This window comes from Nonomuraea sp. NPDC050733 (genome assembly GCF_040654215.1).
Classification (GTDB): Bacteria; Actinomycetota; Actinomycetes; order Streptosporangiales; family Streptosporangiaceae; genus Nonomuraea.
Window position 1 is genome coordinate 95193 of the sequence record NZ_JBFAHO010000019.1, and the last position, 25043, is coordinate 120235.

The 25043-nt window shown below is 73.8% G+C and carries 20 protein-coding genes; 9 read left to right on the forward strand and 11 right to left on the reverse strand.

The features are described 5' to 3' along the window. Window positions 1-2 precede the first annotated feature (2 nt). The 5 genes from AB0H64_RS26735 to AB0H64_RS26755 form a co-directional block, all read right to left on the reverse strand. The gene (locus AB0H64_RS26735; protein WP_357629598.1) at window positions 3-2267 is read right to left on the reverse strand and encodes a WD40 repeat domain-containing serine/threonine-protein kinase; all 2265 of its coding nucleotides are present in this window, start codon (window positions 2265-2267) and stop codon (window positions 3-5) included. Window positions 2268-2358: 91 nt separating this feature from the next. Then, window positions 2359-3294 (reverse strand): MazG family protein, encoded by a 936-nt coding sequence (locus AB0H64_RS26740; RefSeq protein WP_357629601.1) that lies wholly within the window; start codon window positions 3292-3294, stop codon window positions 2359-2361. 3 nt (window positions 3295-3297) lie between these two features. Next, window positions 3298-3936, reverse strand: a complete 639-nt coding sequence (locus AB0H64_RS26745; RefSeq protein ID WP_357629604.1) for a SurA N-terminal domain-containing protein — start codon at window positions 3934-3936, stop codon at window positions 3298-3300. A 47-nt stretch (window positions 3937-3983) separates the two neighbouring features. After that, window positions 3984-7472 carry a transcription-repair coupling factor gene (mfd, locus tag AB0H64_RS26750; RefSeq protein ID WP_357629606.1) on the reverse strand — a complete coding sequence of 1163 codons (3489 nt, stop codon included), beginning with the start codon at window positions 7470-7472 and terminating at the stop codon, window positions 3984-3986. Between the two features lie 65 nt (window positions 7473-7537). Continuing rightward, complete coding sequence (locus AB0H64_RS26755; RefSeq protein WP_357629609.1) at window positions 7538-7930, reverse strand: signal peptidase I; 393 nt, start codon at window positions 7928-7930, stop codon at window positions 7538-7540. Between the two features lie 100 nt (window positions 7931-8030). On the opposite strand from AB0H64_RS26755, the gene AB0H64_RS26760 reads away from it, so the two are divergent. The 3 genes from AB0H64_RS26760 to AB0H64_RS26770 all read left to right on the forward strand — a co-directional run bounded on the left by AB0H64_RS26760 (window position 8031) and on the right by AB0H64_RS26770 (window position 10909). Next, window positions 8031-8747, forward strand: coding sequence for a class I SAM-dependent methyltransferase (locus AB0H64_RS26760; RefSeq protein ID WP_357629612.1), 717 nt, complete (start codon window positions 8031-8033; stop codon window positions 8745-8747). Between the two features lie 69 nt (window positions 8748-8816). Further along, window positions 8817-10031, forward strand: coding sequence for an adenylyl-sulfate kinase (gene cysC, locus AB0H64_RS26765; RefSeq protein WP_357629615.1), 1215 nt, complete (start codon window positions 8817-8819; stop codon window positions 10029-10031). Next, on the forward strand, window positions 10028-10909 hold the full coding sequence (locus AB0H64_RS26770) for a sulfite exporter TauE/SafE family protein (RefSeq protein ID WP_357629617.1): 882 nt from the start codon (window positions 10028-10030) through the stop codon (window positions 10907-10909). Before cysC ends, AB0H64_RS26770 begins: the two co-directional genes overlap by 4 nt. Here the strand turns inward: AB0H64_RS26770 and AB0H64_RS26775 are convergent. Then, window positions 10854-11996, reverse strand: coding sequence for a hypothetical protein (locus AB0H64_RS26775; protein WP_357629620.1), 1143 nt, complete (start codon window positions 11994-11996; stop codon window positions 10854-10856). The genes AB0H64_RS26770 and AB0H64_RS26775 overlap by 56 nt on opposite strands. 404 nt (window positions 11997-12400) lie before the next feature. On the opposite strand from AB0H64_RS26775, the gene AB0H64_RS26780 reads away from it, so the two are divergent. From AB0H64_RS26780 to AB0H64_RS26805, 6 genes are read left to right on the forward strand one after another with little or no spacing between them, the layout of a single operon-like run. Next, window positions 12401-14731, forward strand: a complete 2331-nt coding sequence (locus tag AB0H64_RS26780) for a Wzz/FepE/Etk N-terminal domain-containing protein (RefSeq protein ID WP_357629622.1) — start codon at window positions 12401-12403, stop codon at window positions 14729-14731. Further along, window positions 14728-15996, forward strand: a complete 1269-nt coding sequence (locus tag AB0H64_RS26785) for a hypothetical protein (RefSeq protein ID WP_357629624.1) — start codon at window positions 14728-14730, stop codon at window positions 15994-15996. The genes AB0H64_RS26780 and AB0H64_RS26785 overlap by 4 nt, the downstream gene beginning before the upstream one ends. Next, window positions 15993-16916 (forward strand): hypothetical protein, encoded by a 924-nt coding sequence (locus tag AB0H64_RS26790; RefSeq protein ID WP_357629627.1) that lies wholly within the window; start codon window positions 15993-15995, stop codon window positions 16914-16916. The genes AB0H64_RS26785 and AB0H64_RS26790 overlap by 4 nt, the downstream gene beginning before the upstream one ends. Then, window positions 16913-17767 (forward strand): sulfotransferase, encoded by an 855-nt coding sequence (locus AB0H64_RS26795; protein WP_357629630.1) that lies wholly within the window; start codon window positions 16913-16915, stop codon window positions 17765-17767. Before AB0H64_RS26790 ends, AB0H64_RS26795 begins: the two co-directional genes overlap by 4 nt. After that, window positions 17755-19059, forward strand: coding sequence for a lipopolysaccharide biosynthesis protein (locus AB0H64_RS26800; RefSeq protein WP_357629632.1), 1305 nt, complete (start codon window positions 17755-17757; stop codon window positions 19057-19059). The genes AB0H64_RS26795 and AB0H64_RS26800 overlap by 13 nt, the downstream gene beginning before the upstream one ends. Continuing rightward, a complete protein-coding gene (locus AB0H64_RS26805; protein WP_357629635.1) occupies window positions 19056-19955 on the forward strand; it encodes a sulfotransferase in 900 nt (299 codons plus the stop codon). Before AB0H64_RS26800 ends, AB0H64_RS26805 begins: the two co-directional genes overlap by 4 nt. A 26-nt stretch (window positions 19956-19981) precedes the next feature. Here the strand turns inward: AB0H64_RS26805 and AB0H64_RS26810 are convergent, their stop codons facing one another. From AB0H64_RS26810 to cysD, 5 genes are all read right to left on the reverse strand, one after another. Then, window positions 19982-20800 (reverse strand): WecB/TagA/CpsF family glycosyltransferase, encoded by an 819-nt coding sequence (locus tag AB0H64_RS26810; protein WP_357629637.1) that lies wholly within the window; start codon window positions 20798-20800, stop codon window positions 19982-19984. A gap of 53 nt (window positions 20801-20853) precedes the next feature. After that, window positions 20854-21792: a glycosyltransferase family 2 protein gene (locus AB0H64_RS26815; protein ID WP_357629640.1), complete on the reverse strand. Its 939-nt coding sequence runs from the start codon at window positions 21790-21792 to the stop codon at window positions 20854-20856. After that, the gene (locus tag AB0H64_RS26820) at window positions 21789-22697 is read right to left on the reverse strand and encodes a sulfotransferase (protein ID WP_357629643.1); all 909 of its coding nucleotides are present in this window, start codon (window positions 22695-22697) and stop codon (window positions 21789-21791) included. Before AB0H64_RS26820 ends, AB0H64_RS26815 begins: the two co-directional genes overlap by 4 nt. A 158-nt stretch (window positions 22698-22855) precedes the next feature. After that, window positions 22856-24118 carry a sulfate adenylyltransferase subunit CysN gene (gene cysN / locus AB0H64_RS26825; RefSeq protein ID WP_357629645.1) on the reverse strand — a complete coding sequence of 421 codons (1263 nt, stop codon included), beginning with the start codon at window positions 24116-24118 and terminating at the stop codon, window positions 22856-22858. A gap of 4 nt (window positions 24119-24122) precedes the next feature. After that, a complete protein-coding gene (gene cysD, locus AB0H64_RS26830) occupies window positions 24123-25037 on the reverse strand; it encodes a sulfate adenylyltransferase subunit CysD (RefSeq protein WP_357629648.1) in 915 nt (304 codons plus the stop codon). Window positions 25038-25043: the final 6 nt, after the last annotated feature.

A 25043-nucleotide genomic window follows, 5' to 3' on the forward strand; every position in this document is an offset into this window, starting at 1 on the left:
CCTTACCTCCCGGCCCGCAGGGTCCACGCGCGCATCGTGCCGCCGACGGCCGCGACCAGGCCCGGACTCCCGTCGAGCGGGCCGGCGGCGAGGGCCGTGACGGAGCCGGAGGGCAGGAGCGTGGCGACCCGCCCACAGGTACGGGCGTCCCACACGCGCAGCCCACCACCCGCTGTGACGGCTCCGGCGAGCAGGGCGCGCCCTCCGGCCTCGGTGAGCGCCAGCGCGGCCGTGCCCGGAGCCTCCTGCGCGGGGACCCGGCACACCTCCCGGCCCGTCACGTCGTACACCGTGGCGCCGCCCCTCCCCTCGACGCTCGCCGCGACGAGCCCGCCCCGGCTGACGACGTGGGAGACCCGGCCGTCCACGTGGACCTTGACGGCCTTCTCGTGGCCCCACAGGTCGCCGATCTGGAAGTGGGTCGCGGCGGTACCGAACACCACCCGCGAACCGCTGCCCGGCCAGGCCACACCGGTGATCGCGGCTTCTCCGGCGAAGAACAGGCCGGACTTGCGCCCGCTCAGCAGGTCCCACGCCCGCACCATGCCGCCGGCGCAGCCGACCGCCACGGCGGGGCCCTCCTCGCGGCCCACGACGGCCATCACGGCCGCGGTCGCGGCGGCCTGGGGGCTGCGGCTGGTACAGGCGGTGAAGGCGCGTACGGCGCCGCGCGCCCCGGCCGACGCGGCGGAGACCTCCCCCGCGGCAGGTGACGCGGTGGGTCCGGCAGGCGTGAGCGTCGGGGTCCAGCGTGAGACGCGGCCGTCCTCGGCCGCCCACACCACCGTGGGGGCGCCGCCCACCTCGGCGAAGGCCAGCGAGGTCACGCCCCGAGCCGGCTCCGGCGCGGCGGCCAGCCGTCCGCCCGTGGCGGCGTCCCACACCTGGACGGGCTCCCCTTCCCGCGCGACGGCCACGACGGCCCGGCCGCCCATCTCGCCGACCGCGAGCGCGGCGGCCTCCCGCCCGCGCAGCGCCACACCGGACGACGGGCCGTACGCCTCGGCGACGTCGGCACCGTCCGGCCCGCCGCGACCGGCGGCGGAGGAGGCGGACCCGGATCTGCTCCCGAGCGAGCTCCCGTTCCAGTTCAGCCCCAGTGCCACGCCGCCGAGCACGAGCACGGCCAGCCCGCCCACGGCCACCGCCCGGCCGCGCCGGCTCACCACCAACCCCTCGTCCCGCTCCGGGTCCCCGGATTCGAGGCCCTCGACCTGGCGGTTTCCGGCCCGGAGCCGCCCGGCAGGGGGGTTCCCGTCGTCCCGTGACGTCCCGCGCGGCCCGTGACGCCGACCGGGGCGGGCGGTCCGGACCTCAGCCGGGAACGCGCCGTGCCCGTCCTCGCCCCGCCCGTCCTCGCCCCGTCCACCCACGCCTCGCCGGCCCGCGTCCTCGAACGGGGTGCCCTCCAGCAGCGTCCGCTCCAGCACGGGCCCGCCCTCCGCCGGCCCGCCCTCCATCAGGCCGCCCTCCATCAGCGCGGACAGCGCGTCGGCGGCGGAGGGACGGGCTGCCGGCCGCTTGTCCAGGCAGGCGGCCAGCAGCGAGCGGAGCGGCTCGTCCACCCCGGACAGGTCGGGCTCCTCGGTGAGGATCCGGTGCATCACCGCGGGAATCGACTCCCCCGCGAACAGGGACCGCCCCGTGGCGGCGTACGCCATCGTGGCGGCCCAGGCGAACAGGTCCGAGGCGGGCGTGGCCGGGTCACCGGCGATCTGCTCGGGCGCCATGTAGCCCGGCGTCCCGACGACCGTGCTCGCCGAGGTGGCCGCCTCCACGCCCTTCGCGATGCCGAAGTCGATGACCCGGGGCCCGTCGGGGCCGCACAGGACGTTTGCCGGCTTGAAGTCGCGGTGGACGATCCCGGCGCGGTGGATGGCGCCCAGGGCGGCCACGGTGCCGACGGCCAGCCGGTCGAGCGCCCCGCCCGTCCGAGGGCCCTCCTCCGCCACCAGCTCCCGCAGCGACGGGCCGGGGACGTACTCGCTCACGATGTACGGCCGGCCGTCGGCCAGCCCGGAGTCGATCACCCTGGCGGTGCAGAAGGCGGCGACGCGGCCGGCGAGGACGCATTCCTGGAGGAACCGGCGCGTGGCCCGGTCGTTCCCCATGAGCCGGGCGTGCAGGACCTTGACCGCGACCCGGCGGCCACCGGCGTCCTTCCCCAGGTACACGGACCCCTGGCCGCCGTCGCCCAGGCCGCCCAGGAGGCGGTAGCCGCCGATCTCCGGCGGCTCGTCGGCGTGCAACACCCGTGGCTCAGGCACCCCGCATCACCCCCGTAACCCCGCGATCCTGACATTTCACCGTCGTCCGGCGCCACCGGATCGCGTGATCCGGCACGGACCGAGGGACGGGTCAGGACCGGGAGGACTCCCAGGCGCGTACCCGGTCACGGTAGGAGCGGGCCGCCGCGCGCAGCTCCGCCTCGGCGTCCACGCCCGCGTCCTGCGCACGGCGTACCAGGTCGAACAGCTCCCGGCCCAGGCCCTCGCCGACCGCGGCGGCCAGGGCGTCCGGGGCGCCCCCGCGCCCGGCACGCCGCAGGAGCTGGGCCGCCAGCGACAGCGACGGCTGGCCCAGCGGGACCCCGTCCAGCACGGACGGCTCCTCGTCCCTGGCGGCCCGCTCGGCGGCCTTGATGGCCTCCCAGTTGTCGTTGACCTCGTCGGCGCTGTCGGCCCGCACCGAGCCGAACACGTGCGGATGCCGCCGCACGAGCTTCTCGACGATGCCGGCGGCCACGTCGTCCACGTCGAAGCCCTCGGCCACCCGCGCGTGGAACACCACCTGGAGCAGCAGGTCGCCCAGCTCCTCGCGCAGCGCCGCGTGGTCGCCCTGCTCGATGGTCTCCAGCACCTCGTAGGCCTCTTCGAGCAGGTACGGCACCAGCGACTCGTGGGTCTGCTTGCGGTCCCACGGGCACTCGGTCCGCAGCCGGTCCATCACCGCCACCAGGTCGAGCACCCGGGCGCCCGGCAGGTCGTACGAGCCGGGCACGACCTCGATCAGCGGCGGGTCCTCCAGCGCGATCGCGGCGTGGCCGAGCGCGCGCATGAAGTCCTCGTCGTCCTCGGCCAGCCACACCACGGTCCCCTCGACGGCCTCACGGGCCAGCCGGTGGGCGTCGGGCGCGACGACCGTCACCTCGATCCCGGCCTCGGCCAGGTACGGGAGCTGCGGGTGCGCCGGCGACCCGGCGAGCACCCGGCCGGACCGCAGCGCCTGCCACGCCTGGTGGCTGAGCAGCCCCGGCGCGACCCGGGGCGAGGTGGTGACGACGACCAGCGGCACCGGTCAGCCCTGCTGCTGCGCGCTGCCCTGCGGCACGGCCTTGCCGAACCGGCCGCCGTCGACGAACAGGGCGGGGTTCTCCTGCGACCGCTGCGCGTTGAGCACCCCGTAGCGGGGGCTGTAGGTGATCGGGATGGTCGCGGCCTCCTTCTGGATCCGCTCGCTGCCGCGCTGCTGAGCCGCCTGGTCCGTGCCGCCGCCGTACTGGGAGAGCAGCTTCTGCAGTCCCACCGAGATGCGCATGAACCGGCGGCCCATGCTTGGCGCCATGCCCTGGGAGACCATGTACTGCTCGAAGCTGCCGCCCTGCTGGGTGGCGCCCGTGATGGCCCGGTCGACCTCGCCCTCGGTGACGTTGACCTTGGCCTTCTGCACGAGCTGCTCGGCCTGCTCGATGTTGGCGAGCTGGTAGAGCACCACCTCGGTGGTGGAGCCGGGGATGCCGAGCGACTGGGCGCTGAGGCCGGTCTTCGCCAGCGCGGCGTCGTACTCCTTGACGTTGCGCTTGAGATCGCCCGCCGAGATGCGCTCGTTCCCGACGACGGCCGCGGCGCCGGCCTCCATGGGCGCGGAGCAGGCGGTCAGCGCGACGAGGCTCACCCCTGCCGCGACGGCGGCCACAGCCATTCGAATCGACTTCACTTGCGTCCCTTCACGACAAAACTCGCTGTCCGCCTCAAAGCCGTCGGCTAGCTTACCCTCACAGGCTCCAGGAACATCGCCTCGACGAGGTCGCCGCACCACTTGAGCAGGTCGAGGTCGCGCAGCGGCTGCCCGCCCAGCGGCTTCGTCTTCGGCACGGGCACGAGCAGCGTCTCGGCCGCCTGCTTGTAGATGGCCTTCTTGTAGAGGCGGTCGAGCCGCACCTGCTGCGACTCGCGCAGCCGGGCCGGGCCGAACTTGATGTTCTGTCCCTGCAGGGTGACGTCGGTGAGCCCGGCCTGGCGCGCCCTGATGCGGAAGCGGGCGACCTCCAGCAGGTTTTCCACCTCGACGGGCGGCCTGCCGTAGCGGTCGGTCAGCTCCTCCCGCACCTCGTGGATGTGGATCTCCGTGGTGATCGCGGCGATCCGCTTGTACGCCTCCAGCCGCAGCCGCTCGGAGGTGACGTAGTCGTGCGGGATGTGCGCGTTGATGGGCAGCTCGACCTTGACGTCGTGGTGCTCCTCCTGCGTCTCCACACCGGACAGCTTGGCCTTCTGCTCCTCCACGGCCTCGGCCATGAGCCGGACGTACAGGTCGAAGCCGACGCCCGCGATGAACCCGGACTGCTCGGCGCCCAGCACGTTGCCGGCGCCGCGGATCTCCAGGTCCTTCATCGCGACGTACATGCCGGCGCCCATCTCGGTGTGCTGCGCGATGGTCGCCAGGCGCTCGTGGGCGGTCTCGGTGAGCGGCTTCTCCGGCGGGTACAGGAAGTACGCGTAACCCCGCTCCCTGCCCCGCCCGACGCGGCCGCGGATCTGGTGGAGCTGCGACAGGCCGTAGTTGTCGGCCCGGTCCACGATCAGCGTGTTGGCGTTGGGCACGTCCAGCCCGGACTCCACGATCGTGGTGGAGACGAGCAGGTCGTACTCCCGCTCCCAGAAGCCCACCATGATCTTTTCGAGCTGGTGCTCGTTCATCTGGCCGTGGGCCACCGCGATCCGCGCCTCGGGCACCATCTCGCGCAGCCGCGCGGCGACCTTGTTGATGGAGGCCACGCGGTTGTGCACGAAGAAGATCTGGCCGTCGCGCATCAGCTCGCGCCGGATCGCCGCCGTGATCTGCTTCTCGTCGTAGGGCCCGACGAACGTGAGGATCGGGTGCCGCTCCTCCGGCGGGGTGAGGATGGTGGACATCTCGCGGATGCCGGTCAGGCCCATCTCCAGCGTGCGCGGGATCGGCGTGGCGGACATGGCCAGCACGTCGACCTGGGTGCGCAGGTGCTTCATGGCCTCCTTGTGCTCGACGCCGAACCGCTGCTCCTCGTCGATGATGATCAGCCCGAGGTCCTTGAACCGCACCTCCGGGCTGAGCAGCCGGTGGGTGCCGATGACCACGTCCACGGCGCCCGCGCGGAGCCCTTCGAGGGTGCCCTTGACCTCGCCGTCGGTCTGGAAGCGGGAGACCGGCTTGATGGTGATCGGGAAACTGGAGAAGCGCTCGGTGAACGTCGACAGGTGCTGCTGGACCAGCAGCGTGGTGGGCACGAGCACGGCCACCTGCTTGCCGTCCTGCACGGCCTTGAAGGCGGCGCGCACGGCGATCTCGGTCTTGCCGTAGCCGACGTCGCCGCAGATCAGCCGGTCCATCGGGATGCCGCGCTCCATGTCGCGCTTGACCTCGTCGATGGCTTCGAGCTGGTCACCGGTCTCGGCGTAGGGGAAGGCGTCCTCCATCTCGCGCTGCCACGGCGTGTCGGCGCCGAAGGCGTGGCCGGGCGAGGCCATGCGCGCGGAGTAGAGGCGGATCAGCTCGCCGGCGATCTCCTTGACGGCCTTCTTGGCCCGGGACTTGGCCTTGGCCCAGTCGGCGCCGCCCATCCGGTTGAGGGTGGGCGCCTCGCCGCCGACGTAGCGGGTGACCTCGTCGAGCTGGTCGGTGGGCACGTACAGGCGGTCGCCCTTGGCGTACTCGATGACGAGGTACTCGCGGGTGGCGCCCTGGACGGTGCGCTGGACCATCTCGACGTAGCGGCCCACGCCGTGCTGCTCGTGGACGACGTGGTCGCCGACCTTGAGCTGGAGCGGGTCCACCATGTTGCGGCGGCGGGACGGCAGGCGCCGCATGTCCTTGGTGGACGCCTTCTGGCCGACCAGGTCGAGGTGGGTGAGCACGGCCAGGCCGGGGGTGACGAAGCCGTGCTCGATGAGGCCGGTGCTGACGTGCACGACCTTGGGCTCCGGCGGCTGGTCGAGGTGGGTGTGGAGCCTGGCCGGCACGTCGACGCCCTTGAGCACCTCGACCATGCGCTCGGCCGGGCCGTGCCCCTCGCTGAGCAGCACGACCGCCTTGTCCTCGGCGAGCCAGCCCTTGACGTCGGCCAGCGCCCGCGCGGTGTCGCCCCGGTACGCCTCGGAGTCGTGGGCGTCCAGCTCGACCCCGTCGCCGAACGGCGCCATCGACCACCACGGCTGGCCGAGCACGTCGGCGTGCAGGCGGATCTCGTCGAGCGTCCGGAAGGCCGCCGCGCCGAGGTCGATCGGCGCCTCGCCGCCGGCCGCCGCGGTGATCCAGGACGCCTCCAGGAACTCCTGGGAGGTGTGCACCAGCTCCTCGGCCCGCCCCCTGATGCGCTCGGGGTCGCAGACGAACACCGCGGACCGGGCGGGCAGGTGGTCGAGCAGCAGGTCCATCTCGCCCGCCAGGACCGGGGCGAACGCCTCCATGCCCTCGACCGGCGTGCCCTCGGCGAGCTGGTCGAGCACCTCGGCCAGCGCGGGGTACTGCGCGGCCAGCTCCCGGGCCCGCGCCCGCACCTCGGGGGTCAGCAGCAGCTCGCGGCAGGGCGGGGCGAACAGGCCACCCTCGGCCGCCTCCAAGGAGCGCTGGTCGGCCACCTTGAACCAGCGGATCTCCTCGACCGTGTCGCCCCAGAACTCCAGGCGCAGCGGGTGCTCCTCGGTCGGCGGGAAGACGTCGAGCAGGCCGCCGCGCACCGCGACCTCGCCGCGCCGCTCCACCATGTCGACGCGGTGGTAGCCGTTCTCGACGAGCCGCGCCACGACGTCCTCGAGGTCGGCGTCGTCGCCCGCCCGCAGCCGGATGGGCGACAGGTCGCCGAGCCCCTTCATGAGCGGCTGGAGCAGGGCGCGGACGGGCGCCACGATCACGCTGAGCGGGCCGGCCGCCGGGTCGTCCTTGATCGGGTGCGCCAGCCTCCTGAGCACCGCGAGCCGCTGGCCCACGGTGTCGCTGCGCGGCGAGAGCCGCTCGTGCGGCAGTGTCTCCCAGCCGGGGAAGACCGCGACGGCCGAGGGCTCGACGAGGCTGGTCAGCGCGGCGGCCAGGTCCTCGGCCTCACGGCCGGTCGCGGTGATGGCGAGCACCGTGCGCTGGTCGTGCCCGGACAGCGCGGCCACGGCGAACGGGCGCAGCGCGGCGGGAGCGACCAGCGCGACGTCGCCGCCCTCATCCAGGGCGGCGGTCAGCTTAGGGTCGGCGGCAACAAGGTCAAGCAGCCCGGAAAGACTCATCAGATACGCCCACAGCCCCACGACGGCAACACGACTACCCCCGGCCGAGTGTGGTCGCGGGGGTCTCAGCCATCAAGGGTACTTGGCGGCGGGCCGTCGGTGACCGCGTACCCGGGCACGGACGGCCAGCGCACGGTCAGCACCACGGACTCCTCCTCGGCGCGCCACGAGTGGTCCACCCCGCGCCCCCACACCACGTAGTCGCCGCTGCGCTCCAGCAGGACGCTGCGCCCGGGAAGCATCACCCGGAACCTGCCGCTGATCAGGACGAGCAGCGCCGTGCGCCGCTCGCCGGTCACCCACGCGGCCCGCTCCTCGCCGGCCGGGTGGACGCCCCACTTGATCTCGACGTCCTCGCTGTGCCGCGGGTCGCCGTACGGCTTGAAGTGGCCGAGCAGCCAGCCGTGGTCCGCCGCCCCGTCGACGCCCGCGTTGCCCACGTACACCTGGTCCCCCATGGGGCGGCACGCTAGCAGTGTCCCGGGACGGCACGGCGGGGCGAGGCAGGGGAACGAGAGGCCCGCCACCATCCGTCATATGATGACTACTGTGAGTAGCATGCCTGATCTGCGGCCGGTCTCCCCGCGCCGCGACGTCTTCGACCAGCGCCTGCGCGAGCTGTGGGCCGAGCAGCTCGGCCGCCGCCTCGACGTGCTGGTGGCGGGCTGCCTGCGCGACGAGGCGACGGCCCCGGGCTGGATCGAGGCGCGCATCACCGGGGTCGACGAGGACCTGCCGGTGACCAGGAGCGCGACCGGGCGGCGCGCCGACCTGTCCACGTGCGTGCTGGGCGACCTGCGCTCGGCGCCGATCCGCCCGAGGTCGTTCGACGTCGTCCGGGTCTCGTTCCTGCTGGAGCGCATCCACCACGCCGAGCTGGTGCTCGACCGGCTGCTCCAGGCCCTGCGGCCGGGCGGGCTGATCCTGCTGCGCATGCGCGACCGCCGCTCCGCCTACGGCCTGTGCGACCGCCTCACGCCGGGGTGGCTGCGCCGCCCGCTGTGGCGCCGCCTGGTGACCGACGGCACACCGGGCCCGCTGCCGGCCGTGTACGAGCCGCTGACCTCGCGCGACGGCATCCACGCCTTCTGCCTCAGCCGGGGGCTCATGATCACCGACGACGAGACGGCGACGAGCGCGCCCGCGATGAACGCCGCCGGCCGCGCCGCGGTGGCGCTGGCCGACAGGCTGACGCGGGGCCGCTACCCTTCGGCGCACGACGAGATCACCATGGTCATCAGGAAGCCGCAGAACCACTTCGCCCGTCTCATCTAGCGACGCACGCGGACACCCGCTAAACTCCTTTCCTACCAATTCAATCGGAATAGTTGGGATGGCGGAGACGTGGAGTGGACCCCCGGGGCGCGGGAGCTGGCCGATCTGGAGCTGCTGCTGTCGGGGGCGTTCGAGCCGCTGACGGGTTTCCTCGGCCACGACGACCTGCACGCGGTCCACGAGCGCGGCACCCTGGCCGACGGCACTCCCTGGCCGGCGCCCGTCACGCTGCGCCTGCCCGAGGAGGTCGCCCCGGGTGACGAGGTCACGCTGCTCGACCCGGAGGGCGCCCCGCTCGCCGTGCTGACCGTGACCGAGCGCGGTCACGACGGCCTGGCCGCCGGTCCGCTCCGCGGTCTCGGCGCCGCCGAGCACGGCCCGTTCGCCCGGCTGCGGCGCACTCCCGCGGAGGTGCGCGAGCTGCTCTGCGGCCGTCCGTCGCTGGTCGTCACCATGCGCGGGCCGCTCGACGACCTCGCCGAGGTGACCGCCACCGCCAAGGAGCTCGACGCGGTGATCGTGCTCCTCCCCCTCGCGTACGGCGAGCCCGGCCCCGCCGTGGTCCGCGCCGCGCTGAAGGCCAAGGACCGGCTCCCCGAGGGCACGCTCGTCGTGCCGGTGCCGCTCGCGCCGCGCGAGGAGCCCGAGCTCGACCTGGAGCTGCGCGAGCACGTCGCCACCGCCTACGGCGCGACCGAGCACCTGGCCGGCCCGGAGCCGGTGAGCATTCCGGGGCCGCCGCACCGGCGCGGTCTCGTGGTGTTCTTCACCGGCCTGTCCGGCTCCGGCAAGTCCACGATCGCGCGCGGCCTGCGCGACGCGCTGCTGGAGCTCGGCAGCCGCACCGTCACCTACCTCGACGGCGACGTGGTGCGTTCGCTGCTGTCCAAGGGCCTGACGTTCTCCAAGGCCGACCGCGACCTCAACATCCGGCGCATCGGCTTCGTCGCCGCCGAGGCGGCCCGCCACGGCGGCCTCGCCATCTGCGCCCCCATCGCCCCCTACGCGGCCACCCGCGAGGAGGTGCGGGAGATGGTCGAGTCCGTGGGCGCCGACTTCCTGCTGGTCCACGTCGCCACCCCGCTGGAGGAGTGCGAGCGGCGCGACCGCAAGGGCCTGTACGCCAAGGCCCGGGCCGGGATCATCCCCGAGTTCACCGGCGTCTCCGACCCGTACGAGGAGCCGGACGACGCCGACCTCGTCATCGACACCACGCACATCTCGATCGAGGCGGCCGTCTCCCAGGTGCTGGGAGCGCTGCGGAGCGGAGGATGGGTCCGTTGATCGACCTTCCCCTGATCGCGGGGTCCTTTCTCGTCGCCGTCGTCGTCGGCCTGACCGGCATGGGCGGCGGCGCCCTCATGACCCCGATGATGATGCTCTTCTTCAACGTGCCGCCGCTCGCCGCGGTCTCCAGCGACCTGGTGGCCTCGGCGGTGATGAAGCCGGTCGGCAGCGTCGTCCACCTGCGCCGCGGCACGGTCAACCTGCGCCTGGTCGGCTGGCTGTGCGCCGGATCGGTGCCGGCGGCGTTCGCCGGGGTGTTCGTGGCGCGGGCGTTCGCGGTGGGTGACGGGGTGAAGTACGCCCTCGGTGTCGCGCTGCTGCTGGCGGTCGCGGGCCTGGCCGCCAAGACGCTGCTGGGCGGCCGGGGCGGCACGGCGGAGGCCGACGAGATCGTCGTACGCCCCATCCCGACCCTACTGGTCGGTACGGTAGGTGGCTTGATCGTCGGTGTGTCGTCGGTCGGGTCCGGGTCGCTCATCATCGTGGCGCTCATCGCGCTCTACCCCATGCTCAAGGCCAACCAGCTCGTCGGCACCGACCTGGTGCAGGCCGTGCCGCTGGTCACGTCGGCCGCGCTCGGCCATCTGCTCTTCGGCGACTTCCAGCTCCACCTCACGGTCTCGCTGCTCATCGGCTCGATCCCCGGCGTCTACCTCGGCGCCCGGATCTCCTCCCGGGCGCCCGGCGGCCTCATCAGGGCCCTGCTCGCGATCGTGCTGCTCGCCTCCGCGCTCAAGCTGCTGAACGTCGGCAACGTGGCCACCCTCTGGGCGCTGGCCGCCGCCGTCGCCGTCACGATCGGCGGCCGCGTGTGGCAGGTCAGGGCAGCGGCACGGGCGTCGAGCGAAAGTGCGGATCTCGCGCGAGCTCGCTGAAGGCACGGGCGGCCGCCGGCTCGGCGTCGAAACGGGTGTCCCCGCGCGGCGCCCGCGGGGAGTCGAAGTACACCAGCGCCTTGATCTGCGGGTAGTGCCACAACTGGGCGCGTACGGACTCGAAGAAGGCCCGCTGGAACGCCCGGTCCTCGCCCCGCAGGAACGCCCCCCACTCGGCCACCATCACCGGCTTGCCCGGGAAGCGCAGCTGCGTCCACCGGTAGAAGCCCGGCCAGCGGGAGTACTCCGGCCGGGTCTTGTTCACCAGGCCGTCGAAGTCGCGCACCCGGTCGTCGGCGTACGGGTCCATCGCCACCCAGTCGACCACGTCGTCGCCAGGGTACAGCTCCTCGAACCAGGGCTTCGCCGCCCAGTTCGGCGCCCCCATGTACGTCATGACCGTCACCGCGTTGCGCACGCCCTTCTCGCGCAGCCGCAGCACCACGTGGCGGTACATGGCCGCGTAGTCGGCCGCCTCCATCCCCGACCCCGGCCCCGGGCGGACGTCGTCCTCCGGCTCGTGGTGGATGGTCAGGAAGAACCGCTCGGGGAACGCCCGCCGGACGTGCGCCGCCAGCCGGTCGATCCGGCCGTCGATGGCGCCGTCGGCGATCTGCGCCCACGTGCGGTCCACCGACGGCTTCCAGTTGACCAGCAGCAGCCGGGGGCCGGCCGGGTCGCGGGCCATCCGGATCTCCCGCTCCGTGGGGAACAGGTCCTTGCCCCGGTGGTAGACGTGCACCACGTCGGCCCTGGCGCCCATGCGGGTCTCCGCGCCGCGCAGCGCCTTGTCCACGGGCGCGCCGGTGAAGATCTCCGGCGCCAGGCCCCACCAGGCGCCGCAGGACGGGATGAGCTTGTCGGTCACCGCGCAGGCCGGAGTCGCCCCGGCCCCGGGCGAGGTCGGACCGGCCGATGTGCCGCCCGTACTGGTGCCGCCCGCACTCGGGCCGCCCGTACTTGTGCTGCCCGTACTCGGGCCGCCTGTGCTCGTGCCGCCGGTCATGCCCGCGTCTCCGGCCGTGCGCGCGCCCGAGCCCCCCGTGCCCGAGCAGGCGGCCAGGACCACCGCGAGCAGCACCACCATGCCGGCACGGGTCCCGGCGCCGCCCCCCTTACCCCTCCCGGTGTCCGTTCTTCGCCATTCATACGAAAAAGCCCGCGAAATACATGAAATACGCGAAATGCCAGCTGGCAGCACGACCGTACGCCCCCTCTCACCGGAAGACCCCGACACATCAAACCTGAACCATGCCATGTGATTCTCATGAACGTCAGCCGGTGCGGGCGTTCCCGCTGGTGATCCCAGGTATCAGCCTGTCAGTTGGATGCCATATATCGCTTTATAGAGGAGCAAATCGACGGCCGTAGAGCAGAAAATCTCGCGTATTCGACTTGGGGGAAATTCGTCCCGCCTATAGTGGACACACCCTCCGGCCGTGACGCACCGTCGCCGCGCCACCACGCAACGCACTTACTCCAGGGAGCCTCATGAGCCTGCCGCCGGATCTCCCGGCCCGCCGGTCCGGCACCGATCTGGGGGAGCACCTGTCGCTGCTGCGCAGACGCCGGCTGATCTTCGCCGGGTTCGTGCTGGCGGGCGGCACGGCGGGGCTGGGGCTGATGCGGCTGACCCCTCCCGCCTACAACGCGACCACGCAGGTGCTCGTCGCCGCCGTCGGCCTCCAGGAGCAGGGCAACCAGGTGACCAACCGGCAGCGCGAGCCGCTCAACCTCGACACCGAGGCCCAGGTCGCCAGCTCCGCCGTCGTCGCCGTCCGGGCCGCCAGACTGCTGAAGGCCCCCGCGCTGGAGCCGGTCGAGGTGGCCGTGCCGCCCAACTCCGCCGTGCTCTCGCTGTCCGTCACCGCGGGCACCCCCGGCGCCGCGGCGGCCCAGTCCCGCGCCTACGCCGAGGCGTACCTCGCCAACCGCGCCGCCACCGCGCAGGCCGCGCTGGCGCTCCAGCAGAAGGCCATGCTGGCCAAGCTCAAGCAGGTCAACTCCTCGCTCGCCGTCGTCACCAGGCAGTTGCAGACGCTCCGCAAGGGCACCGCCGAGCACACCCTGGCGACCCACCGGCAGAGCGTGCTCAACCGGCAGGCATACACCCTGACGCTCAAGTACGACGCGCTGAAGACGACGACCGTGACGCCCGGCTCGGTGATCAGCGACGCCGTGCCGCCCACCGACCCGGCGTGGCCGAGCCTGCCGCTGTTCCTGGGGACGGGCCTCATGCTCGGGCTCCTGCTGGGGGCGGGCGCCGCGACGGCCCGCGACCGCCTCGACACGCGCTTGCGCACACCGGCCGACGTGGAGCGACTGACGGGCATCCCGGTGGTCGCCGCACTGCCCCACGCTGGCCGTACGAGCCCGGACGGTACCCGCCGCGCGGGCACGGGCTCCGCGGTGGCGGAGGGCATGGAAGCCGACGACACCGCCCGTCCCGGCGCGAGCTGGAGCACGGGCTTGCAGAGCAGCGGCCGTGGCGGTCCGGGCCGGGGCACGGAGGGCAGCCGCCGCGCCGGCACGGACCGGGGCACGGATCTGGAGGGCAGCCGCCGTACCGGCCCGGACTGGGGACCGGTCACGGAGGGCGACCGCCGCGCCGGCCCGGACTGGGGCACGGAGAGCAGCCGACGTCCCGGCACGGGCCGAAGCACGGGCCTGGGAGGCGGACGCCGTACCGGCACGGATCGGGACACGGATCTGGAGGGCGGCCGCCGTACCGGCAGGGACCGGGGCATGTGGGCGGACGGCGGCGGACGCGCCGGACCGGGACCGGGCACGGCGTCCGAGGACGCAGGTCGGGCGAGCGCGGGTTACGGCACCGCCGGAGAAGGCACCCACCGGAGGAACGCGGACCGCAGGGGTGCGGACCGCAGAGGTGCGGACGGCGCGCGCGGGAAGCGGGCCGGAGGCGGAGCCGGGAGGCAGGGCGACGACGGGGACGGCACGGGGCTCGGCGACGCGCTGCACGAGCTGGCCTCCGCCGCCGTCGCCGCGTGCCCCGGCAAGCGGCTCCTGGTACGCGCCGTGCCCGCCGGACTCTCCACGACGATCGTGACGTCATCCCTGTCGGCGAGCACGCTGTTGTCGGTCCTCGACGGGTCCGACACGGGCGACCTGGCCCGGGCCGACGCCGCCCTGCTGCTGGTCGGGCTCGGCCGGACCACCTCGGCACAGGTGCTGGACGCCGCGCGCCACCTGGGCAGGCATCAGGTGCCGGTCATCGGCGTGGTGACGACGCCCGGCGAGCCCGCGTCCCCGGCGTCCGCTCCCGCCGACTCGCAGACGGCGCTCGGCAAGCTGGTCGCGGGCTCCAGAAGTGACTCACCGCCGGCTCTCTCCGACGGCGGCCCTCCGACCGACCCGGACGCGACGGTCCTCCGCCGCCCGCAACCGGCCGACTCCACCCCATCCGGCCTCCGGCGGCTGGGAGCGACCGATCCGAGCGCCGGGAGCACCCGGCGCCGGGGGACCACCGATCCGGGCGTGGGCGGCATCCGGCAGCGCGGAACGACCGACCGGAGCGTCACGCCCCTGCGCCGACCGGGAACGACCGACCCTGATCCGTCCGGTCGCCGGGGCCCGGGAGGAGCACCCGACCCAGGCGCGGCAAGCTTCCAGCGGCCCGGGGCAACCGATCCCGAGATGTCCCCCGTCCGGCAAGCGGGGACGGGTATGCCGGGCGTGGCGCCCCTCCGGGGACCGGACCCGACCGGCAAGCCGAGCGTGACCGGGCGCGGGAGCCGGCCGGGCGTCGTGGCCGACGTCGGGCCCCTGTGGGAGCGGCCCCGTCCGCCCGGCCTATCCTCGTGAGAGGGCCCGCGTGGCCCGTCGGCGCGTTGCTGCTCGGCTATCCCGTGTGGTGGGCGCTGGGGTTCGGCGGGCTCTCGGTGGTCGTGCTGGCCGTGCCGATGGCCGTCATCCTGTGGCGGCGCAGGCCGATCCGGGTGCCGCGCGGGTTCGGGCTGTGGCTGCTGCTGATCGCCGGCTACGGGCTCAGCGCCCTCATGCTGTCCGAGTCGCCCCCCGGCACCTACGGCGAGCTGGGCGCGGGCCGGGTCCTCGGGTACGTGATGCGGCTGGCCCTCTACCTCTCCCTGCTGGTCATGGTGCTCTACCTGGGCAACCTCACCGAGCGGGAGCTGCCGCAGCTCAGGCTGGTGCGGATGCTCGGCGTGCTGTTCGTCGTGACCGTGGCGGGCGGGCTGCTGGGCGTGCTCGCACCGGGGTTCGCGTTCACCTCGCCGGTGGAGCTGCTGCTGCCCGACTGGATCGGCGGCAACGCGTTCGTCCAGAACCTCGTCCACCCCACCGCCGCCCAGACCCAGAAGGTGCTCGGTTACGCCTCGCCGCGCCCAGAGGCGCCGTTCGAGTGGGCCAACGCCTGGGGCAGCAACGTGTCGGTGCTGCTGATCTGGTTCGTGGTCGGCTGGTGGGTGAACGGCGGGCGGGCCCGCAGGGTGGCGGCCGTGGCGCTGGTGGCGCTGGCCGCCGTCCCCATCGTCTACTCGCTCAACCGGGGCCTGTGGATCGGGCTCGGGCTGACCGCCCTGTACGTGGTCATACGCGTGGGCGGCCGGGCCCGGCCGGCGCTGTGCGGGGCCGCGGTGGCCGGGGCGCTGGTGTTCGCGCTGAGCCCGCTGTCGGGGCTGGTGAGCCAGCGGCTGGACAACCCCCACTCCAACGACATCCGGGCCTTCACGGTGACGGCGACGATCAGGGCCGCCGCCCACTCCCCCGTGATCGGCTACGGCAACACCCGCAACGCCCTGGGCAACCACCGCACGATCACCACCGGCAGGACCGCCTGGTGCACGGACTGCGGCCATCCGCCGTTAGGCAGCGACGGGCAGCTGTGGCTGCTCGTCATCACGCAGGGATTCACCGGGGCGGCCCTGTACGTGGCGTTCTTCGTCGGCGCGATCCGCCGCCACTGGACCGACCGCAGCCCCGTCGGGCTGGCCGGGGTGCTGGTCATGGCCCTGGTCCTGCTCTACATGCTCGTCTACGACGGCCTGGTCACCCCCCTCATCCTCTATCTCATCTCCTTCGCCCTGCTGTGGAGGAACACCTCGTGAACGACGCCAAGATGCGCCTGGGCTACCTCGACGAGACGGTCCGGCTGCTCTATCCCGGCTCCGGCTCGCCCCGGGCCCACAGCCTGCTGCCCCATCCGCTGCTGCCCCGCCGCCTGGCGCCCCGCCGCTGGTGGCACGTCGGCCGGCGGCTCGTGGTGCCCGTCGAGGGGTCGATCTCGGCCCATCTGGGCGAGGTCTTCGGAGTGCCCGTCGAGACGGTGCTGCACGTCCGGCCCGCCCGGCGGGCCAACCGCAAGCCGGTCCTGGAGGCCCGCTCCGGCGGGGAGCTCCTCGCGTACGTGAAGGTGGGCGACACCGAGCGGACCGCCGCGCTCGTCGCCAACGAGGCGGCGGCGCTGCGGAAGCTGGCCGCCGTGCCGCTCAAGACGGTCGTCGCGCCCACCGTGCTGCACCACGGTCGCTGGCGCTGCCTGGAGCTGCTCGCCGTCACTCCGCTGCCCGTGCGCCGGGGCCCGGCGCTCCGTCCCGGCCGGGGGCGGGTGCCCGGGGAGCTGCTCCGGGACGCCGTCCGGGAGATCGCCGCCACCGGCGCCACGGAGGGTGCCGCCTGGCACGGCGACCTGTCGCCGTGGAACATCGCGCCCTCCGCAGACGGGCGGCTCCTGGTGTGGGACTGGGAGCGGTACGAGGTGGGCGTGCCGTACGGGTTCGACGCGGTCCACCACTTCTTCCAGCGGGCCCTGCGCCGCATGGACCCGGCGACGGCCGCCCGTGCCTGCCTGGCGCAGGCCGTACGGCTGCTGGCGCCGTACGGCCTGTCCGGCGCGCAGGCGCGGCGGACGGCGCTGCTGTACCTCATCAAGCTGGCCGACCGGCACGCCGCCGACGGCCACAGCCCGCTCGGCCCGCCGGACGTGTGGCTCAGCCCGCTCGTCGACCACGAGGAGCTGCTGCCGTGAAGACCCGGAAGCAGGCCGTACTGGCCGTGTCGCGCACCGCCGGCCGGCTGACGGCCGGGGCGCGGCTGCTGCCGTCGTTCCTCGTCGTGGGGGCGCAGCGGTGCGGCACCACGTCGCTGTACCGGGCGCTGGCGCAGCACCCGCTGCTGCTCAAGCCGGTGCTGCACAAGGGCGTCCACTACTTCGACGTCGGTTACGAACGCGGTCTGGCGTGGTACCGGGCGCACTTCCCGCTGCGGGTCGGCGCGGCCGTGCTGGCCGGCAGGTACGGCGGCCGGCCGAGGGCGTTCGAGTCGTCGCCGTACTACCTGTTCCATCCGCTGGCCGGCGAGCGCATCGCCGCCGACCTGCCCGACGTGAAGCTGATCGTCCTGGTGCGTGACCCGGTCGAGCGGGCCTGCTCGGCGCACGCGCACGAGCTGGCGCGGGGGTTCGAGACGGAGTCGCACTTCGAGTACGCGGTGGAGCTGGAGGCCGGGCGGCTGGCCGGGGCCGAGGAGAGCCTGCGGGCGCGGCCGTACTCGATCCACCACTCGCACCGCCACCACGCCTACCTGGCCCGGGGCCGCTACGCCGAGCAGCTCGACCGGCTGGAGCCGCTGCTCGGGCGCGAGCGGATCCTGGTGCTGGACAGCCACGAGTTCTTCGCCGAGCCGGAGCGCGCCTACGATCGGGTGCTGGAGTTCCTGGACGTGCCGCACCTGGGCTACCCGGTCTTCGAGCGGCACAACGGCCGGTCCCGGCCCAAGTCCCTGCCCGAGTCGGTGCGGCGGCGGCTGCTCGACCACTTCGAGGCGTACGACACGCGGCTCGTGCGCTGGCTGGGCGGTGACCCGTCGTGGCGTCGCTGATTCCGCAGGCCCTCGGGCGTCCCAGGCTCGGCGGGGCGTCGCCGATGGGGCGGGTAGCGCGGGCGGGCGCCGCGGGCCTGGCCGGGGCCGCCGCGGGTGCGCTGGCCCAGTTCCTGCTCGTCGTGATCGTCACCCGGGTGTTCACCGCCGAGCAGGCCGGAGCGTTCTTCACGGCCACGGCGCTGGCCCTCATGGCGGCCGGGATGGCCAAGCTGGACGCGGGCAACGGGCTGGTGTTCTTCATCGCCCGGGCCGCGACCTACGACTACCGCGGCATATCCGGATATATCCGGGCGGCGTTGGTGCCGTGCGCGGTGGTGTCCGCTCTCGCCGCCGCCGTCCTGCTCCCCCGGCTGGGACTCCTCGCGCTGGCGCTCCCGGTCATCGTCGCGGGCGACGTGCTGCTGGCCGCCACCCGCGGGTTCGGCGCGATGCGGCCCACCGTGCTCCTCGACGGTCTCCTGCTGCCGGTCACCCAGCTCATGCTGGTGGCCGCCGCCGCCCTCGCCGCCGCCCCCGGCTGGCTGCCGCTCGCGTGGGCGCTGCCGTACGCCCCCGTGCTGGTCCTGGCCGCGTTCGGGGTACGCGGGCGGGCGCCGCGCACCCCGTACCTGCCGGGCACGGCCCGCGACCTGTGGCGGCACACGGCGCCGCGCGCGGTGGCCGGGGCGGTGCAGGCGGTGTTCCAGCGGCTCGACATCGTGGTCGTCGCCCTGCTCGGCGGTCCCGCCCAGGCCGCCGTCTACACCGCCGCCACCCGGTTCAAGGTCGTCGGCCAGCTCGCCGGCCAGGGCATGGCGCAGGCCGTACAGGCCCGGCTGGTCCGGGCGATGGCCGAGGGCGAGCTGGCCCGCGCCCGGGAGCTGTACCAGGCGACGACGGCGTGGCTGGTGCTGGTGACGTGGCCGGTCTGGCTGGGGTACGCGGCGCTCGCGCCGTGGGCGCTCGGCCTGTTCGGCCCCGTGTACTCCTCGGCGGCGCCGGTCGCGCTCGTGCTGGCCGCCACGATGATGGTGGCGACGGCCTGCGGCATGGTGGACGTGGTGCTGACCGCCGCGGGGCACACCACGGCCAGCCTGGTCAACCTGGTCGCCGCGACGGCCGTGACGATCGCCCTCGACGTGGCGCTGATCCCGGGTCACGGGGCGCTCGGGGCGGCGCTCGGCTGGTCGGGCGGCACGCTGGTGAAGAACCTCCTGCCGCTGTGGCGGCTGCACCGCCGCTACGGCCTCCACCCCTTCGGCCGACACACCCTGACCGCCCTGCGGGTACGCTCCTGGGCCGCCGCGTGACGGCCGGGCCGCCGATCCTCGTCACCGGCCTGCCGAGGAGCGGCACGAGCTGGACGGGCAAGATGCTCACGGCCGGCCGCGAGGCGGTCTACGTCAACGAGCCGCTCAACCCCCAGCACCCGCCCGGCCGCTCCCCCGGCGTCCTGCGGGCCACGGTCACGCACCGGTTCCAGTACATCTGCGACGACAACACCGACGACTGGCTGCCCGCCTTCCGCGACACGGTCGCCCTGCGCTACCGCTTCGGCGCCGAGCTGCGCGCCAACCGCTCGCCGTACGACCTGGCCCGGATGCTCAAGTACGGCACGGCGTTCACGCTGGGCCGCCTGGCGGGGCAGCGGGCGCTGCTCGACGACCCGTTCGCGGTGCTGTCGGCGGGCTGGTTCGCCGCGCGGCTCGGCTGCACGGTGGTGGCGCTCGAACGCGACCCGGTCTCGTTCGTGGCGAGCTGGCAGCGGCTCGGCTGGACGGTCTCCTTCCACGAGCTCCTCGGCCAGCCGCTCCTCGTCCGCGACCATCCCGAGCTGCTGGAGCTGCGCCCGCTGGCCAGCTCGCGGGACCGGGTCGCCCAGGCCGCCGCGCTGTGGCGGGCGACGCATCGCGTCCTCGCCCGCACGCCGGGCATCCTGGTCGTCACCTACGAGTCGCTGGCCGCCGATCCCGTGGCGGGCTTCCGGCGCCTGTACGGGCACGCGGGCCTGACCTGGTCGCCGGCCGTGGAGCGCAAGGTGGCGCGGGCCTGCACCGGGGGCGGCGGCCGGGAGCGGGGGTTCGCCTGGTCGGGGCTGTCGCGGACGGCGTACCGCAGGATGGACTCCCGTCAGGCGCTGTCCAGGGCCGCCCAGGGGCTGACGCCGGAGGACGTGACCCGCGTCCGCGCCCTCACGACCGCCTGACCCCGCTCGCCAGGCGTGCCGGGTCGTCAGGCGGCCGGACGGCCGGCGTGAACGCTGCCGGGAGTGGACGCCGCAGGTGAGGACGCCACCGGTGATGAGGCCGCCGGTGATGAGGCGGGCGGGCGGCGGGCGAGGAGGCTCCCCGCGAGGAGGCGGGCGGCGAAGGGCAGGTCGTCGACCAGGTAGCGGCGCGCCAGCCGGCCCGGCTCCGTCAGCAGGCGGAACGCCCACTCCAGCCCGGCGGTCCGCATCCAGCCCGGCGCCCGCGGCACCGTGCCCGCCGCGAACGCGATGGCCGCCCCGCACCCGACGAACCACGCGTCCGGGAGCCGCTCGCGCAGCAGCGCGACGAGCCGGTCCTGACGCGGGAAGCCGAGCCCCACGAACACGATCCGGGGCCGCGCCGCCACCACCCTGCGCAGCACGCGGGCCCGCCCGGCGGCGGTGCGGTCGAAGGCGTACGGCGGGGACTCGACCCCGCAGACCCTGAGCCGGGGAAGGCGGCGCACGAGGGCGCGCGCCGCCGACACGGCCACGCCGGGCGGCCCTCCGAGCAGGTACACCGGCCAGCCGTGCTCGGCGGCCGGCCCGCTCAGCGACCAGATCAGGTCGGCCCCGGTGACCCGCTCGGGCAGCGGGGTGCCCAGTAGCCGGGCCGCCCACACCAGGGGCATCCCGTCGGCCACGACCAGGTCGGCGCTGTTGACGAGATCCCTCAGCGCGGGGTCGGCGGCGGCGGAGCGGCAGATGTCGACGTTGGGCGTGACGATGCGCCCGCCGCGCCCGGCCGCCAGCCCGGCCACCACCCGCGCGACGACCTGAGACTCGCTGAGGGCGTCCACCATGACCCCTCCGACGGCCACCCTGCCGGGCACCCGCGGTACGCCGTCACGGCCCGTCAAATGCCGTGCCCCCGGCCGTGCAGCAGGGTCAGCACCCTCGCCGCCGGGATGAGCCCGGCCGCCACCGCGAGGGCGATGGGAGCGCGCGGCTCGGCCGGCCGGGCGCCGAACGCCCGCATGGCCCAGCGCCCGGCCTCGCGCCGGTGACCCAGGGCGGCGTGGTGGAAGGCGAGCTGCCCGTAGACCCGGGCCGCGCCGCGCGGGTCGGCGGACAGGCCGGCGTGGCGGGCCAGCATCCACTCCAGCCCGGCGATGCGCTCGCTCCACCGGGCCACGTAGTGGGACGCGCCCCAGTGGACGCGGACGAGGGGACGGTCGACATGGGCGATGGGATGGCGGCGGGCAGCGCGCAGGGCGAGGTCCCAGTCCTCGTTCTGACCGCCGGGGGCGCTCTCGTCCACCCACAGCCCGCCCCGCCTGAACAGGAACGTGGAGGAGTGCACCATCACCATGCGGGACCGGAGCAGGTCGGCCTCGGTCACGGTGGTGGTGCCGGCCAGCCGCGGCACCCGGTGCCCGCCGTGCTCGACCTCGATGCCGCAGCTCGCGAACTCGGCCCCCGTCTCGGCGAGGACGCGGATCTGGGCGGTGAGCTTGCCGGGCAGCCACTGGTCGTCGTCGTCGCAGAAGGCGACGAGGTCGGTGTCGGAGGCGGCGATGCCGGTGTTGCGGGCGCCGGGCAGACCAGGAGTGAGGCCGTTGGGCAGCACCCGGAGGTCGTGAGCGTCGCGGAGGCCGGCGAGTCCGTCGAGGACCGTCTCGGGGTTCGCGCCGTCGACCACCACGACCACCGAGATCCGCCCTGGATGGTCCTGCGCCAGTGCCGCCCGTACGGCGGCGAACAGGTGTCCGGGCCGGTCGCCGCGCGTGGGGATCACCACGCCGACCGACGGCGGAGCGGCGCGGGTCCCGCCGGGAGCGGGCGGCCGGGTCACGCGGTCACCCCGTGGTAGCCGTACCGGGATCGCAGGGGCCAGGTGAGGGCGGCGACCAGCCCGCGGTGGGCGCCGGAGCGCCACGAGTCGTCGAACGCCAGCCCGACCGGCCCCACGGCGAACCGCATGGGATTGCCCGACACCGTGTGGGCCGTCGTGATGTGCGCCGTGGACCCGGTGACGAACGGGAACTCCGCCGGCAGGCCGAGCCGCTGCGCGAGACCCTTCAGCGTGGCCTCCGGCGCGGCGACGAGGTCCTCGTAGCGCAGCCGGGTGACCTCGACGGCCGGCGCGCCCCGGCGGGCGAGCAGGTCGAGGGCGACGTTCTGGGCGGTCCAGTGGAAGGCGGTGCGGGCGGGGCCCCAGCGGGTCATCGGCCGCCCGTCCTCGGGCCGGCGTACGGCCCTGCGCCAGGAGTGGGCGACGGCCCGGGGATCGCGCACCACGTGGACGACGTGGATGCTCGCCCCGCCCTCGGCCAGGCAGTGGGCCAGGGAGGCGTGCTTGCTGGAGTCGATGACGACGCTCGCGCCGGCGACCTGTGCGGCGGCGTCGTGGACGCGGCGGTAGGCGCGGACGTACTCGTCGAGGTCGGGGTGGCCGATGCGGAGGACGCGGCGGGTGCGGTCGACGCGGTGGCGCAGGGAGAGCACCCGCTCGGCGAGCGGTCGCGTCCAGCCGCCGAAGGCCCGCTCGCCGACGGCCGTCCAGAACGGGCAGGCGCCGAAGGGCCGGCCGCAGCCGCACGGCTCGCCGGCCAGGACGCCACGGGCCCACAGGTGGACCACCTCGCCGAGGGGCGCCACGCCGGGCAGCTCCCCCAGCAGCCTCTCCAGGAGCGTGGTGCCGCTACGGCCGAGGCCTCCCAGGAAGACCACCCGGGTGGCTGTCGAAGGGTGAGTCACGGGGGAATGGGCTTTCCTGTACTAGTCGTTTGCACGGAACGTGGTGAGACTAGCGCGGAGAGTAACGAGAGCGTCAGTGAACGCCCAAAAGATCTAACCGGGCCGGAGACGACACCGGCCCCCGCCCGTGCGGGCGGGGGCCGGAAGCAGCCGGTGGATCAGTGGGCGTCGATGATCATGCCGGCGGCCACCGTGCCGTTGGTGGCCTCGTCCACCAGGATGAAGCCGCCGGTCAGCCGGTTGCGCGCGTAGTCGTCGACGAACAGCGGCTGTGTGACCCGCAGCGTCACGCGGCCGATCTCGTTGAGGCCGAGCGAGGTGGCCTCCTCGTCGCGGTGCAGCGTGTTGACGTCGAGCCGGTAGTGCAGGTCGCGTACGAGCGCCCGGGCCGTACGGGTGGTGTGCTTGATGGTGAGCTTGGTGCGGGGCGCCAGCTTGGCGGTGTCGGCCATCCAGCAGACCATGGCTTCGAGGTCCTGGGCCGCGTGCGGCTGGTTGTTCGGGCGGGCGATCATGTCGCCGCGGGAGATGTCGAGGTCGTCCTCGAAGCGCAGCGTGACCGACATCGGGGGGAACGCCTCCTCGACCGGTCCGTCGAAGGTGTCGATGGAGGCGATCCGCGTGCTGAGGCCGGAGGGCAGGTGCACGACCTCGTCGCCCGGCTTGAGCACGCCGCCCGCGACCTGGCCGGCGTAGCCCCGGTAGTCGTGGAAGGCGTGGTCGGTGGCCCGCTGCGGGCGGATGACGTACTGGACGGGGAAGCGCACGTCGACGAGGTTGCGGTCGGAGGCGATGTGCACGTTCTCCAGGTGGTGCAGCAGCGACGAGCCGTTGTACCAGGGCATGTTCTCCGACCGGGAGACGACGTTGTCGCCGTTGAGCGCGGAGATCGGGATGAACGTCAGGTCGTTCACGTTGAGCTTGGAGGCGAACGCGGTGAACTCCTCGCGGATCTCGTCGAACCGCTCCTCGGAGTAGTCGACCAGGTCCATCTTGTTGACGGCCAGCACCAGGTGCGGCACCCGCAGCAGCGAGGTCAGGAAGGCGTGGCGGCGCGACTGCTCCAGCACGCCCTTGCGGGCGTCGATGAGGATGATCGCCAGGTCGGCGGTGGAGGCGCCGGTGACCATGTTCCGGGTGTACTGGATGTGCCCGGGCGTGTCGGCGATGATGAACTTGCGGCGCGGCGTGGCGAAGTAGCGGTAGGCCACGTCGATCGTGATGCCCTGCTCGCGCTCGGCCCGCAGGCCGTCGGTGAGCAGCGACAGGTCGGTGTACTCGGTGCCGCGGTCGCGCGAGGTGCGCTCGACGGCCTCCAGCTGGTCCTCGAAGATGGCCTTGGAGTCGAAGAGCAGGCGCCCGATCAGGGTGGACTTGCCGTCGTCGACGCTTCCCGCCGTGGCGAAACGCAGAATGTCCATCGGTCTAGAAGTAGCCTTCCCGCTTGCGATCCTCCATGGCGGCCTCCGAGGCGCGGTCGTCGGCCCTGGTGGCCCCGCGCTCGGTGATCCGGGTGGCCGCGATCTCTTCGATGATCTCCTCGACCGTGGCGGCCGTGGACTGCACCGCTCCGGTGCAGGTCATGTCGCCGACGGTGCGGTAGCGCACCACGGCCTCGAACAGCGGCTCGTCGTCGCCGCGCCGGACGACGTCGGCGTCGGGCAGCAGCATGCCGTCGCGTTCGAACACCTTGCGGGTGTGGGCGAAGTAGATCGACGGGATCTCGATGCCCTCGCGCCGGATGTAGTCCCAGATGTCGAGCTCGGTCCAGTTGGACAGCGGGAAGACGCGGATGTGCTCGCCCTTGCGGATGCGGGAGTTGTAGAGGTTCCACAGCTCGGGGCGCTGGTTCTTCGGGTCCCACTGGCCGAAGTCGTCGCGGAAGGAGAACACCCGCTCCTTGGCGCGGGCCTTCTCCTCGTCGCGCCGGGCGCCGCCGAAGACCGCGTCGAACTCGTGCTCCTCGATGGCGTCGAGCAGCGTGGTGGTCTGCAGGCGGTTGCGCGAGGCGCGCCGGCCGGTGTCCTCGACCACGCGGCCCGCGTCGATCGAGTCCTGCACGCTGGCCACGATGAGCCGCGCGCCGAGCTCCTGCGACCGGCGGTCGCGGAACTCGATGACCTCGTCGAAGTTGTGGCCGGTGTCGACGTGCATGAGCGGGAACGGGATCGCCGCCGGCCAGAACGCCTTCTCGGCGATGCGCAGCATGACGATGGAGTCCTTGCCGCCGGAGAAGAGCAGACAGGGACGCTCGAACTCCGCCGCGACTTCGCGCATGATGTGGATGGCTTCGGCCTCGAGCACGTCGAGCTGCGACGTCGTGTAGTCGCGCTGGAGCATGGGAGC

What these genes read in the sequence shown, in the direction of transcription:
- mfd (WP_357629606.1), bottom strand. Translation starts at nt 7,472, where the DNA reads ATGAGTCTTTCCGGGCTGCTTGACCTTGTTGCCGCCGACCCTAAGCTG.
- AB0H64_RS26755 (WP_357629609.1), bottom strand. Translation starts at nt 7,930, where the DNA reads ATGGGGGACCAGGTGTACGTGGGCAACGCGGGCGTCGACGGGGCGGCG.
- AB0H64_RS26760 (WP_357629612.1), top strand. Translation starts at nt 8,031, where the DNA reads ATGCCTGATCTGCGGCCGGTCTCCCCGCGCCGCGACGTCTTCGACCAG.
- AB0H64_RS26775 (WP_357629620.1), bottom strand. Translation starts at nt 11,996, where the DNA reads ATGGTGGTGCTGCTCGCGGTGGTCCTGGCCGCCTGCTCGGGCACGGGG.
- AB0H64_RS26780 (WP_357629622.1), top strand. Translation starts at nt 12,401, where the DNA reads ATGAGCCTGCCGCCGGATCTCCCGGCCCGCCGGTCCGGCACCGATCTG.
- AB0H64_RS26810 (WP_357629637.1), bottom strand. Translation starts at nt 20,800, where the DNA reads ATGGTGGACGCCCTCAGCGAGTCTCAGGTCGTCGCGCGGGTGGTGGCC.
- cysN (WP_357629645.1), bottom strand. Translation starts at nt 24,118, where the DNA reads ATGGACATTCTGCGTTTCGCCACGGCGGGAAGCGTCGACGACGGCAAG.
- cysD (WP_357629648.1), bottom strand. Translation starts at nt 25,037, where the DNA reads ATGCTCCAGCGCGACTACACGACGTCGCAGCTCGACGTGCTCGAGGCC.